Raw genomic sequence first — 12672 nt, 5'->3', positions numbered from 1 at the left:
AGTGTGCTAGAAGGGGACGGGATCGCTGAATGTCTGCGTGATTCCGCTTGCGGGGTCAGGAAAGGACAACGATTCGGCATGGAGCATGAGCCGGGCATGGTTTTGTGCGTGAGGGTGGTAGAGCGTATCGCCCTGAATCGGGTGGCCGATGGACAGCAGATGCACCCGAAGCTGGTGCGAGCGGCCGGTAATGGGTTCCAGCGCCAGGCGAGCGAAATCCGCCGTTTCGTTCAGCACGACATAACGCGTTTGGGAAGGCCGGCCCTGTTCCTCGTCGATCCGGTAGCGGGGGCGATGTTCCCTGTCCGAGCCGATCGGCCGGTCGATCAAACCCTGCGGCGGCGCGGGCGCGCGATCGACATGGGCGATGTAACACTTTTTTGTGCGTCGATCCTGAAACGCGATTGATAGTGCGCGGTGCGCTCGCGCGTGCCGTGCCAGCACCATCACGCCCGATGTATCCCAGTCCAATCGATGCACGATCCGCGCTTCGGGAAATTCCTGATTGACGCGGGTGATCAGGCTGTCGGTTTTGTGCGCTTCCTTGCCCGGTTGGGTAAGCATGCGCGTGGGCTTGGCGATGATCAGAAAATCCGCTGTTTCGGCCAGCAGACGCCAAGGCTCAGTGGTGTCGGTTACGCCCGCGAGATGCCCAAGATTTGTGTTTGGATTCATGAGCGGCTATGAATGGCCGCACGTAGCGCAGCTTCAATTTCTGCGCAGCGTTTGGGCGAATCCACGGCATGACCCTGCCTTTCTACCACGTAGAATGCATCCTCAACGCGTTCACCCAGTGTGCTGACGCGTGCGTGATTGAGGCTGATGTCCAAATCGGCGAACGCGGTTGTGATGTCGGCGAGCAGGCCGGGGCGATCCTTGGTGATGATCTGGATTTCGGTGCGTCCTCGACGATGGTCACTCAAAAACTGAATTTGAGTCGCCACATCGATGCTGGCGAGTTGAGGCGGGCTGCGGCGGTGAATACGGGTGCGCGCTGCATCCGTACTTTGCAACCGATCGCGCAGGCGCGTGCGCAACATGTCGAGCGACCAGTGATCCAGTCGTGCGCCATTATGCTGGTCGAGAATAAAGAACTCGAACAACGCCCGCTTCTCCAAGTGCGCAGCAGTGGGCGTGATCACGGTCATGTTGGCCGATTGAACATTCAATCCGCTGCGGTCGAGTTCGGTCACAATGCGCGCGAACTGGCCGTGGCTGTTCTCAGTTAATACCAGAATCTGGATGGCATCCTGATCGGGCGTGTTGCTGATCCACAGGACGGGCAAGCGGTCTTCCCCCAACGCCAGGCGCGCATGTTGCAGCACAGGTGCGATGTCGGTACGCAGAAAGTAATCGTCCGGCAGGCTCTCGAACCAGCCGGCGAGGTCTTCAGCGGGAATATTGGCGGCGATGCCTTCGCGGAGCGCTGCTGCTCGCGTTGCATCGACGATCTCGCGCGCACTCTGCTCGCCTTGGTTGAACCAGTTTTCGGTCAACTGATGCAGGCGCTTGAGTAGGGCATCACGCCAGGAATTCCAGAGGTTGAGGTTGGTGGCGCAGATGTCGGCCACCGTAAGCAGGTATAGGTCATCCAGTCGGGCAGAGCTGCCGACGATACGCGCGAATTCCTCCACCACGGTCGGATCTTCGATATCGCGACGCTGCGCGGTGAACGACATCAACAAATGGTTTTCGACCAACCAGGCCATACGTTCGGCCTCTGCGCTGGGTAAACCATGTGCATTGGCAAATTGCCGTGCATCGACGGCCCCCAATTCTGCGTGGTCGCCGCCACGACCTTTGGCGATATCGTGGAACAATCCGGCAAGATAGAGAGTCTCCGGGCGGTGGACACGATGGATGATCTGGCTGGCCATCGGGTGTTCTTCTGTGAATTGCGGCTGGGAAAAGCGCCGCAGGTTACGGATGACCAGAAGGGTGTGTGCATCGACCGTGTAAGCATGGAACAGATCGAACTGCATGAGGCCGACGATCTGACTGAAAGCCGGTATGTAGGCCGCCAGAACGCCGCTGAGATTCATGGCCTTGAGTGCCCGGTAGACGCCGGTCTTGTTCTGCCAAATCGCCATGAACAGTTGTTGCGCCTGAGGATTTTTGCGGAAACCCTCGTCGATGACGCTGAGGTTGGCCCGAAGCTGGCGAGCCGTAGCGGCGCTGGGGCCCAGCAGTTCGGTGTGCTGCGCCAGAAGCAGGAACATTTCGAGGATGGCTGTCGGCGAGCGCATGAATACCTGCGCATCGACGGTTTCCAAGAGGTGTCCTCGAATACGGAATCGGGCATTGATCGGGATGATGCGATTATCCGGATGCGGGTCGAGTGCCTCGCGAAAGTTTTGGAGAATCAGCTGGTTGAGGCGTTCGATCTCGATGGTGGTACGGAAGTACCGCTGCATGAATCGTTCTACGGCAAGGTTGCCGTCCTGCTCACCTTCATAGCCGAACTGAGCCGCCAATGTTTTCTGGTGTAGCAGTAGAAGGCGTTCTTCGGCGCGTCCTGCCAAGGCATGCAGCCCGATGCGGACTTGGCTGATAAAAGCCTCAGCCTCCGTGAGTGTCTGCCATTCCCGATCTCCCAGCAGGCCATATTCGTGCATGGCATCCAGCGTACCTGCGCCCGCTACCCGGTTGCCGATCCAGCGAAGGGTGTGCAGGTCACGCAGGCCACCGGGACTCTCTTTGATATTGGGTTCGATTTTGGCGCCCATTTCATCGAACATTTGATAGCGTATGGCCTGTTCGGCCGTTTTGGCCTGGAAGAAGGGCCAGTCCTGAAAGACCTGATCGGAACGGACCAATTGATCCAGTTGTTTGAACAGCGCGGCATTGCCGGTAATCAAGCGCGCATCCAACAGATTGGTGTAGACCGTCACGTCGTCTCGCCCGGCGATCAGGCATTCATCGACCGTGCGCACCGCGTGACCGATCACAAGGCCTGCATCCCACAAATGGCGCAGAAAATTCTGGATGGCTGAGTCGGGTTGATGGGTTTCGAGCAGGATCAGCAGATCGATGTCCGAATGCGGGAATTGTTCGCCGCGACCATAACCACCGACTGCGACCAGAGCAGCCGCACCTGACGCGAGTTCCTCTGGCCAGTAACTTTTGAGCAATTCGTCGATCAGATGGGTGTGCGTTTCGAGAAACACCCGCGCGCCATCGGTCGCACGCAGCGCCTCCGGCCACGTTGCCAGATGCTGGGCAATGCGGGCGCCAAGATCGGCGTGCTCTTTCGAATGCACCATTAGTGAAGGGCTCATGTGGGCAATATCATGCTGGCGGGACGGGAGTCGCCACTCAAGATATCGAAGCCGTCTTCGGTGACCGCAATCGTATGTTCCCACTGCGCCGATAGGGAGTGATCCTTGGTGACGACAGTCCAGCCGTCGTTCAGGAGTTTGATGTCGCGTTTGCCCGCGTTGATCATCGGCTCAATGGTGAACACCATGCCGGGCTCCAGTCGAATGCCTTCGCCCCGCTTGCCATAGTGCAAGACCTGAGGATCCTCGTGGAAACTTTGCCCCAGACCGTGGCCGCAATATTCGCGAACGACGGAAAACCCACTGGATTCGGCCACTTTCTGAATGGCCGCGCCGATATCACCCAATGTTGCGCCCGGCCTGACTTCCTCGATGCCGCGCATCATGGCGTCATAGGTCACGTCGATTAGTCGTTGCGCCCGGATGGATGGCGTGCCGACGGTGTACATGGCGGATGTATCGCCGTACCAGCCTTCCTTGATAACGGTGACGTCGATATTCATGATATCGCCGTTTTCCAGTTTTCGGGGGCCGGGAATGCCGTGACAGACCTGGTGGTTGAGTGAGGTACACAGCGATTTGGGGAAACCGTGATAACCCAAAGTGGCCGGCACACCGCCCTGCACTTCGGTGATGTGCTTGTGTGCTACCGAGTTTAGTTCGTCGGTCGTAGCGCCCGCGAGGACCAGCGGCCGAAGCAGATTCAGGACTTCTGTCGCCAGCAGGCTGGCACGACGGATTTTTTCAATTTGTTCCGGCGTTTTAATGATGATGCTCATGATTTTGGCCGTTGGCTGCGTAGAAATAGAAACTCAAGTGTACCAAATCCGGGCACGCCGATCCCACGCTGGCTGTTAGCCATGCGGACTTGCCTGAAAGTGATTTTTTAGCTTGAGGTTAACGCAGTCAGTAGTTGATCGACGCGGGTTTTATCGAATGGCCCGATCTTCTGGTAGCGAATATTGCCCTTGGCATCCAGCACGAAGAACGTGGGTGTCAGACGAACCGGCCCGAACGCGGCGGCGGCAGCACCGGTTTTGTCCTGCAACACGGTATAGGGGATTTTCTTTTCCGATACCATGGCCTTGAGCTGGTTGAGTGAGTCATAAGACATCGCCATGCCGACTACATTGACCCCTTTGGCCGAAAACTTGTCGTACAGCGCGATCATGTGCGGAATTTCTTCCACACAACCGGGGCAGGTTGTTGCCCAGAAGGTGATGGCGGTCGGCTTGCCGAGCAGAGATGACAGTTCGACGGGTTTGCCGTCCAGGTTTTGTACCGCGAGCCCACTGAGATTGACGGGCGTTTCGGTCGAGCAACCGGTTAGGGCACTGAAGAGCCCGAGCGCGGCGCCACCGATCAGCAGGCGACGTTGGGCGGAGAAATTGGGTTCTGCATTCATGGTTTCACCTGGATGTGTACTTGGCCGGGGTATCGTTCTGTTGTGGCCGGTTATGCCTGCTCTTCAAGCGAACTGCGGGTCAGTACGCCAAAAGTCCGCTTGAATGGCGGGACAGTCGTGCGTTGACCGATCAGGACATCGACCTTATTTGCGCGCATGAGTTCACGGGCTTCGATCAGAGTCAGGCCAATATCGACCGCCTTGGCCGGGAACATGGTCAATTCGGTGGTCAGATCAACGATGCGTTCGGCAGGTTCTGGCTCGTCATGGCGTGTGTCTGCCCCCGGCGTTTCCGGCAGCTTTACGTCTTCCGATGCAGTTTCTTCTGGCGGGTTATGGTTGGTAAGCGTGGTCACAAAGCGATCCAGCTCGTAGCCTGAAATCACCCCGATGGGCTGACGACTATCATCTCGAACCACCAGCCATTCCGGGGTGGCGGTCTTCAATTTCTGTAGATCGCTGACGGAGCACTGGGCTGTTGTTTCGGTAAAGTTGCGGTTGATGATGCTGCTGATCGCAATATCGTTTGCATTGTGCCAAAGCGAGAGCAGTCGCAGTTGTTGGCTGTTGGCAAAGAGTACCGCATCGTAGATGCCATCTTTGCCAAAAAGTGTCCGGCTGGTGAGGCTGGCAATAATGATCGTGACCATCGCGGGCATGATGGTGCCCGTGTCCCCCGTGAGTTCAATCACGGCCGTCAGCGCCGCCAGGGGTGCTTGCAGCGTTGCGCCCATCATGGCCCCCATGCCCAACACCGTGTAGTAGGCCACATCGCTGATCGGAATCTGGGTAAAACTTAACAACACCGTGCCAAATGCACTTCCGGTGAACCCACCGATAACAAGGGTCGGGCCGATCGAGCCCAGCGGCAGTCCAAAGCCTAAAGTCAGCGCACTGAGTAGCAGCTTGGCGACAATCAGGAACAGCAGCAAAAGCAGGGTGAATTTAGCCCCGGCAGCCAACCCGACCGAGTCGTAACTGATGCTCATGATTTGAGGCAGGTACATCCCCACAAGCCCGGTAATGATGCCGATCAAGCCAAATCGAAGCCAGACCGGCCATTTCCAGGTTCTATGAATCGACACCTCGGCGATGTGGGTGTAGGCAGCAGAGAAGGCACCGATGACCAGACCGAGTAGAACCAAGACCGGTATTTCCCACAAGGCAAGTGAGTGGTAAAGCTGGATGTTAAAAGCCGGATTGTCACCAAAAAACAGAGTGGAAAATAGTGCGCCAGCCGATGAAGCCAGAATGATGGGAATGAATGTGGCAAGCGTGTACTGCCGGACAATTAATTCAAGCACGAGGATGACGGCGGCCAGCGGCGTGTTAAATGATGCGGCGATGGCCGCTGCCGCACCACAGCCAACCAAGGTGCGCACGCTGTTTTGGGGTAAATCCAGGCGCTGACCCAGCAAGCTCCCGGCCGTTGCGCCCAAATGCACACCGGGTCCTTCTCGTCCATTCGACAACCCCACCAGAAGCCCCCAGACGGCGCTGAAAAATTGCACAATCGCATTCGGCCAGGGTAGGTCTGCTTGAGAACGGTGAAACCGGATGATCACAAAGCCCACGCCAACCGCACGGGCGGCTTGAGGGATCAGCATAAACGCGACGCCAAGGATTATTCCGCCCAGCGTGGGTAACCAGAATCGCCACTCGATTGGCAGCGCGGAATAATTATCCGGACTCGGCAACCCCAGGAAATAAATCTGCAGTGATTCCAGCGTAAAGCGAAAGAGCGTAACCAATGCTGAAGCGACGATACCGGCAAACAAGCCTAAAATAGCCATGGGGGTGAGGGCATCTGGGCTGGCAAGTCTGAGTCTGAGTGGGTCTAAAATGACGCGGATTTTGTTGCGCACGGGATTCCTCGTTTACCCAATCCATTCATGAAGCTTTGTTATGATGCGTTATAGATGAATTATTTGCTATTTCTTAGGGGCTATTTCTTAGGGGCCATTTGTGGGGAGTAAAACATGAAGAAAATTGGCATTGTCGGAGGAACGGGCTACACCGGCGTCGAATTAATGCGCTTGCTGGCACGTCATGGCGGGGTGGAGATTACGGCCATTACCTCCCGCGGCGATGCAGGGTCGCGCGTGGATGCCATGTATCCGAATCTGCGCGGTGCAATTGATTTATGTTTTACCGCCCCGGATGAGGCGAACCTTGCCGATTGCGATCTTGTCTTTTTCGCCACGCCGAATGGTATCGCCATGCAGCAGGCGCCCGAGCTTCTTGCTCAAGGCGTTAAGGTGATTGATCTTGCGGCGGATTATCGGATCAAGGATCTGGATGTCTGGTCGAAATGGTACGGCATGAGCCACGCTTCACCAGATTGGGTTGAGCGTGCCGTGTATGGCTTGCCGGAACTGTATCGTGATGAAATCCGCGATGCTGAACTGGTGGCGAACCCCGGCTGCCATGTTACCGCGACAACGCTTGGGCTGTTGCCGTTGATGGGGCAGGCCTGGGTCGATCATGACCGGCTGGTTGCCGATTCTAAATCCGGTACCAGTGGCGCCGGTCGCAAGGCTGAGGTGCCGATGCTGATGGCCGAAGCGGGTGAGAGCTTCAAGGCATACTCGGCCAATGGTCACCGCCATCAGCCCGAAATTGTGCAGACCCTCGCCGCAGTGGCAGAGCGTTCCATCGGGTTAACTTTTGTGCCTCATTTGATACCGATGGTGCGTGGTATCGAAGTGAGCCTGTATATTCCACTGGTCGGAGAACCGACCGCGGATGTGCAGCAGTTATATGAAGCCTATTACGATGCGGAGCCATTCGTTGATGTCATGCCGCCGGGCAGTCACCCCGAAACCCGCAGCGTGCGTGGCAATAACTTGTGCCGGATGGCGATTTTCCGGCCTCAGGGTGCGGCAACATTGGTCATCAGTTCGGTCATCGATAATTTGGTCAAGGGCGCGGCGGGTCAAGCCGTGCAGAATATGAACCTGATGCTGGGCTTTCCCGAGCAACAAGGGCTTGATCTGGTCGCCCTGTCCCCGTGAAAAACACAACGAAAGTTTAGCATCTGCTCGACTTTTGGGCCATGATGGAACCCATGTTTCGGGTTTAAACCGGCCAGAATTCTGGAGTGAAATGATGAATACAGAAGTGATTGAAGCAGCAGTGGACGAAGCGCCACTGATTTTTACCGAAAATGCCGCCAATAAAGTGCGCAGTTTGATCGAGGAAGAAGGTAATCCCGATTTGAAGCTTCGTGTCTTCATAACCGGTGGCGGTTGTTCTGGGTTCCAGTACGGCTTCATGTTTGAAGAGGCCGCGCAGGAAGACGACGCACAGGTGGAACGCGGGGGCGTGACCTTACTCGTCGATCCCATGAGCATTCAGTACCTTGAAGGTGCCGAGATTGATTATAAAGAAGACATAACGGGAGCTCAGTTTGTGATCCGTAACCCGATGGCATCGACCACCTGCGGTTGTGGTTCATCCTTCTCGATTTAGAGGTTCTTCATGGATAAAGTGCAAAACGGGTATGTGCCCGGTCTCAAGGGCGTGCCCGCCACGGAGTCCGCCATTTCCTTTCTGGATGGACAGGTCGGCCTGCTCACGTACCGCGGGTTTCCCATCGTCGACTTAGCTCGATTCAGCAGTTTCGAAGAGACCGCCTGGATACTGATCAATGGCGGGTTGCCCGAAACAGATGAACTGGCGCGTTTCGATGCGGAACTGCGTGCCAACCGCCGCGTAAAGTACAACGTGCGTGACATCATGAAGTTTCTGCCGATTGATGGACACCCCATGGAGGCGCTTCAAACCTGTGTCGCGAGTTTGGGCATGTTCTATCCGGGCCAAGAGCGGATGACGGCCAATGGCGTCAATGCCGACAGTGAGTTTGTCGAGCAGATGATCGTGAAAATTCTCGCGAGTATGGCGACGCTGGTGGCGATGTGGGAGCACATCCGGCGTGGCGACGATCCGGTGCAACCGCGCACCGACCTCACCTATGCCGAAAATTTCCTGTACATGATGAACGAGCGTGAACCCGATCCGGTTGAGGCGCGCATCATGGATGCCTGCCTGGTGTTGCACGCAGAACACACCATCAACGCGTCTACCTTCTCTGCTCTGGTTTGCGGCTCCACCCTCGCGCCGCCGAATCTCGTGGTTGCATCGGCCATCGGTACGCTGGCGGGGCCTCTGCATGGCGGCGCCAACCAGCGTGTACTGAACATGCTGGATGAAATCGGCTCGGTCGAAAAAGTATCCGACTGGCTGGATCAGCGCCTGGCAAACAAACAGGTGGTCTGGGGGTTTGGGCATCGCGAATATAAGGTCAAGGATCCACGGGCCGATATTTTGCAAGGTTTGCTCGAGCAGTTACGCGAGCACCGCAGCGGCCAGATTTCGCCACTGTACGAAATCGCAATGGCGTTGGAACGTTGCGCCGAGGAGCGTTTGGCTCCGAAGGGCATTTTCCCGAATGTAGATTTCTATTCGGGCCTGCTGTACGAAGCGCTGGGTATTCCGAGGGATCAGTTCACCCCAATCTTTGCGATTTCCCGCACGGCAGGTTGGTTGGCACACTGGAAAGAGCAAATCGCCAATAACCGTATCTTCCGCCCGACGCAAATCTACCAAGGCTACGAGCCGCGCAGCTATCAGCCCATGTCGTCGCGTTGATTCGCAAGATAGGAAGGCTCTAGGCTGGGAAAAACCCACCCAGAATGCGCAGGCCTTCCGCCCCTGTCACCGAAGGGGCGTTGCCCCCTTCTCCCAGCAAGAATTGCCGCGCCAGCCAGGCAAAAGCGGCGCACTCCACGCATTGAGGATCAATCCCGAACAGATCGCTGGTTTCGACCCGCGTTCCTGCTCGTATGTCGTGAATTGCATCTTGAATCTGATCGGTGAGAAATTGGTTTCTGGCGCCACCTCCTGCCAAAACGACCAATGGCTCAGAATCGGCAGCAAGCCAAGGGCGTAGTGATTCGGCTATGGTGTGCGCTGTTAGTGAAGCCAACGTGGCTTGAATGTCTTCAGGCGGTAGTGTTTCCAACCAAGTGGAAGCCTGTGTTCGAAGCCATTCGAGATTGAATAACTCGATACCTGTTGATTTGGGCGCTGCTTGTTGGAAAAACGGTTCGTTCAGCAGGTGTTGAAGCAGGGGCTTATTCGGCTTTCCGCTCGCGGCCCATTGCCCGTTCTCGTCGAACGAAAGCCCTCGATGGTGTTTTATCCATGCATCCATCAAGGTATTTGCCGGGCCTGTATCAAACCCGAGTAAAGGGGTGTCCGGCGCCATCACGGCAATATTGGCAATGCCGCCCAGGTTGACGGTAATAAGGGTGCTGTCTTCGTCTTCTTTTGCGCCAAAGAGCGCCCTGTGCGCGGGCGGGACCAATGGCGCGCCTTGTCCACCTGCCGCCATGTCACGGCGCCGGAAGTCTGCGATGACATTAATACCTGTCCGCTCGGCAATCACATTCGGGTCGCCAATTTGCAGGGTAAAAGACGGTGATGATGCCGGACGGTGGCGGATTGTCTGGCCGTGACTGCCAATGGCAACGACATCACTGGCTTGAATGTGATGTTCTGATAGCAGTGCCAAAACACATTTGCCTACGTGTTCAGCCATTCGGGCATCCAATAGACCGAGAAAATCGATCGCGTCGATGTGGTCGGGCGTTTTGCCGAGTGCCAGCAGGCGCATCTCTCCAGCCAAATCGCCCAGATCGAGAGTCTGGTGCGCAATGACGCGCGCACGTTTGCCGGAAAAATCTACGGCGCAGGCATCGATACCATCCATGCTGGTGCCCGACATCACACCAATGAATACCCCTTTTTCTGCGCGCGCGGCCAAGTCAGAGAAGGGAGACATCGGAACTAGTCCGCCGTGGCAGTGACGGTGTTCGTTACGGTTTGTGCTGCCTGACGCTCATCCTTGGCCATTAAATCCAAGGCGGACTGTGTCTGGGCGAGGAAATCCTGTCGATATTTCGAGGGAATCGGGTTGGCTTCCGGCAGTTTGGCTACCAGCGGATCGGTGTATACGCCCTTGACGTGAAATTCATAATGCAGATGCGGGCCGGTTGCGGCCCCTGTCATCCCGACGTAGCCGATTGTCTCGCCCATATCGACGCTGCTGCCACGTTTTAGCTGGTTGTTGAAGCGGGACATGTGACCATAAACCGTTTCGAAGCCGCCATCATGTTTGATTTTGATGACCTTGCCGTAACCGTGCTGCCAGCCGATAAACTCGATTTTTCCACGGCCTGCGGCGTGGATAGGTGTGCCCGTGGGCGCTGCAAAGTCCACGCCTTTATGTGCCCTGATCTTATGATAGAGCGGGTGCATGCGGTGCATATTGAATTTCGAGCTGATTCTTGAAAATGCGACTGGATAACGCAGAAAACCGCGCGCCAAGCTCGCGCCGTTGGGTTCGTAATAGCCGGTTTTTCCATTTGGAGCGGTATAACGCACGGCCTGATAGGTTTTGCCATTGTTGACGAATTCTGCAGCGACAACAGCGCCGGTGTCTACATGCTTGCCGTTGACATATTTCTCTTCATACACGATCCGGAAGTGATCACCGTTTTGGACGTCTTTCAGGAAGTTGATCTTCCAGCCAAAAATGTCGGCCAGTTCCATAACCATGTTTGCGGATAAGCCCGATTCGATTGCAGATTGGTATAAAGAACTGTCGATAACGCCTTCCGCAGTGGTCAGGCGTGTTTCCATCGGGAGAACGATCTTGTCCGCGGTGAACTGGTCGTTTGCGTCTCGGCGGATGCTTAGGGTCTTGTTGGGAGCCAGTTGGTAGTTGATGGCGAGCAGTTGATTGTCTGGTGTCAACTCTACATTGAGCTGGTCGCCAGGGCGCAGATTCTTGAGCGGTGCGGCTTGGTCGCCGACCGCAATGACGTCTGAGACTGTCTGATAGTTCAGGCCCAAACGAGAAAAGATCGTCGACAGGCTGTCACCGGATTTGACCTTGATGGTGGTAGCAACCGGTGCTGGTTCCGTGGGTTCATCTGGTGGCGTTTGAGGCAGGGTCAGTGTGAGTGCCGGGTCGGGCAGCGGGTCTTCATTGAATAGCGAGGCTGTGGAAGTTGGGGATTCTGCGGAAGGGGCGTTGTTTGTCGATTGTGATACGAGGTCGGGTTCTGGCGGCGTCGGCGCAATCGCATCGGCGATACTCAGATCAATGCGCTGATCAAGAGCAGGGTCGGTCGGGATCGAAATCTTGGCTATGACCATGCCCAACGAACCAACACCTAAAATCAGGGCGCTGACTCGAATCCAAGGGGCAATGCGCGTTTTTTTTCGAGTAGTCGCAAACAGGGGGCGTGAATCCATGGGGGTGTATTCCATTCAGTATTATTAATATAAACGGGTACCATACAAGGCTTGCTTTAAGGTTTCAATGTAACGAGAGATGAATTGTGGACAACCGATTGACGACTGCGTTGGAAGAGATACGCCGTGGCGCTGAAGAGATTTTGTTGGAACAGGACTTGGTCGAGCGACTGAAGTCCGGCCGTACGCTACGAATCAAGGCGGGTTTTGACCCGACAGCCCCTGATTTGCACCTCGGGCATACGGTACTGATTAACAAGTTGCGCCAATTTCAACAGATGGGTCATCACATTCTATTTCTAATTGGTGACTTTACCGGGATGATTGGCGACCCGACGGGTAAAAGTGCGACCCGCCCGACATTGACGCGGGAGCAAGTGCAGGAAAACGCAAAAACCTATCAGCGCCAGATATTCAAGATTCTGGACCCCGATAAAACAGAAATCGTGTTCAATTCGACCTGGATGGGCGCGATGACGGCGGCCGATTTGATTGAGCTGGCGAGTCGTCAAACCGTGGCACGCATGTTGGAGCGGGATGACTTTTCCAAGCGATATACCGGTCATCAGCCTATTGCGATCCATGAGTTCTTGTATCCACTGGTGCAGGGTTACGACTCGGTGGCGCTGAAAGCGGATGTCGAACTGGGGGGTACCGACCAGAAGT

The 12672-nt window shown here is 56.0% G+C and carries 11 protein-coding genes (1 of these 11 running past the window's edge); 4 read left to right on the top strand and 7 right to left on the bottom strand.

The window, feature by feature from the left end; translation table 11 throughout:
• Positions 1-6: 6 nt before the first annotated feature.
• The 5 genes from HNEAP_RS10710 to HNEAP_RS10690 all read right to left on the bottom strand — a co-directional run bounded on the left by HNEAP_RS10710 (position 7) and on the right by HNEAP_RS10690 (position 6548).
• A complete protein-coding gene (locus tag HNEAP_RS10710; protein ID WP_012824997.1) occupies positions 7-675 on the bottom strand; it encodes an RluA family pseudouridine synthase in 669 nt (222 codons plus the stop codon).
• Complete coding sequence (glnD, locus tag HNEAP_RS10705) at positions 672-3278, bottom strand: [protein-PII] uridylyltransferase (RefSeq protein WP_041600439.1); 2607 nt, start codon at positions 3276-3278, stop codon at positions 672-674. Before glnD ends, HNEAP_RS10710 begins: the two co-directional genes overlap by 4 nt.
• Positions 3275-4057: a type I methionyl aminopeptidase gene (gene map, locus HNEAP_RS10700; protein ID WP_012824995.1), complete on the bottom strand. Its 783-nt coding sequence runs from the start codon at positions 4055-4057 to the stop codon at positions 3275-3277. The genes glnD and map overlap by 4 nt, the downstream gene beginning before the upstream one ends.
• A gap of 107 nt (positions 4058-4164) precedes the next feature.
• A complete protein-coding gene (locus HNEAP_RS10695) occupies positions 4165-4683 on the bottom strand; it encodes a peroxiredoxin family protein (protein ID WP_012824994.1) in 519 nt (172 codons plus the stop codon).
• Between the two features lie 50 nt (positions 4684-4733).
• Positions 4734-6548 carry a chloride channel protein gene (locus HNEAP_RS10690; protein ID WP_012824993.1) on the bottom strand — a complete coding sequence of 605 codons (1815 nt, stop codon included), beginning with the start codon at positions 6546-6548 and terminating at the stop codon, positions 4734-4736.
• Positions 6549-6662: 114 nt separating this feature from the next.
• On the opposite strand from HNEAP_RS10690, the gene argC reads away from it, so the two are divergent.
• The 3 genes from argC to HNEAP_RS10675 all read left to right on the top strand — a co-directional run bounded on the left by argC (position 6663) and on the right by HNEAP_RS10675 (position 9333).
• Positions 6663-7697, top strand: a complete 1035-nt coding sequence (argC, locus tag HNEAP_RS10685; protein ID WP_012824992.1) for an N-acetyl-gamma-glutamyl-phosphate reductase — start codon at positions 6663-6665, stop codon at positions 7695-7697.
• Positions 7698-7791: 94 nt separating this feature from the next.
• On the top strand, positions 7792-8154 hold the full coding sequence (erpA, locus tag HNEAP_RS10680; protein ID WP_012824991.1) for an iron-sulfur cluster insertion protein ErpA: 363 nt from the start codon (positions 7792-7794) through the stop codon (positions 8152-8154).
• A 9-nt stretch (positions 8155-8163) separates the two neighbouring features.
• Complete coding sequence (locus tag HNEAP_RS10675) at positions 8164-9333, top strand: citrate synthase (RefSeq protein WP_012824990.1); 1170 nt, start codon at positions 8164-8166, stop codon at positions 9331-9333.
• 19 nt (positions 9334-9352) lie between these two features.
• Here the strand turns inward: HNEAP_RS10675 and HNEAP_RS10670 are convergent, their stop codons facing one another.
• Both HNEAP_RS10670 and HNEAP_RS10665 read right to left on the bottom strand, forming a co-directional pair.
• Positions 9353-10528 carry an anhydro-N-acetylmuramic acid kinase gene (locus HNEAP_RS10670; RefSeq protein WP_012824989.1) on the bottom strand — a complete coding sequence of 392 codons (1176 nt, stop codon included), beginning with the start codon at positions 10526-10528 and terminating at the stop codon, positions 9353-9355.
• Between the two features lie 5 nt (positions 10529-10533).
• Positions 10534-12006, bottom strand: a complete 1473-nt coding sequence (locus tag HNEAP_RS10665) for a peptidoglycan DD-metalloendopeptidase family protein (protein ID WP_012824988.1) — start codon at positions 12004-12006, stop codon at positions 10534-10536.
• 86 nt (positions 12007-12092) lie between these two features.
• Here HNEAP_RS10665 and tyrS point away from each other — a divergent pair, with 86 nt between their 5' ends.
• Positions 12093-12672 carry the 5' end (the start) of a tyrosine--tRNA ligase gene (gene tyrS, locus HNEAP_RS10660; RefSeq protein WP_012824987.1) on the top strand. Its footprint extends 629 nt past the window's final position, so the window shows 580 of its 1209 coding nt (coding positions 1-580); the start codon lies at positions 12093-12095; its stop codon lies off the right edge, out of view.

Origin of the sequence: Halothiobacillus neapolitanus c2, assembly GCF_000024765.1 — a bacterium.
Taxonomy (GTDB): Bacteria; Pseudomonadota; Gammaproteobacteria; order Halothiobacillales; family Halothiobacillaceae; genus Halothiobacillus; species Halothiobacillus neapolitanus.
The sequence above is the reverse complement of the archived record's forward strand: the minus strand, read 5'-3'. Positions and strand labels throughout refer to the sequence as shown.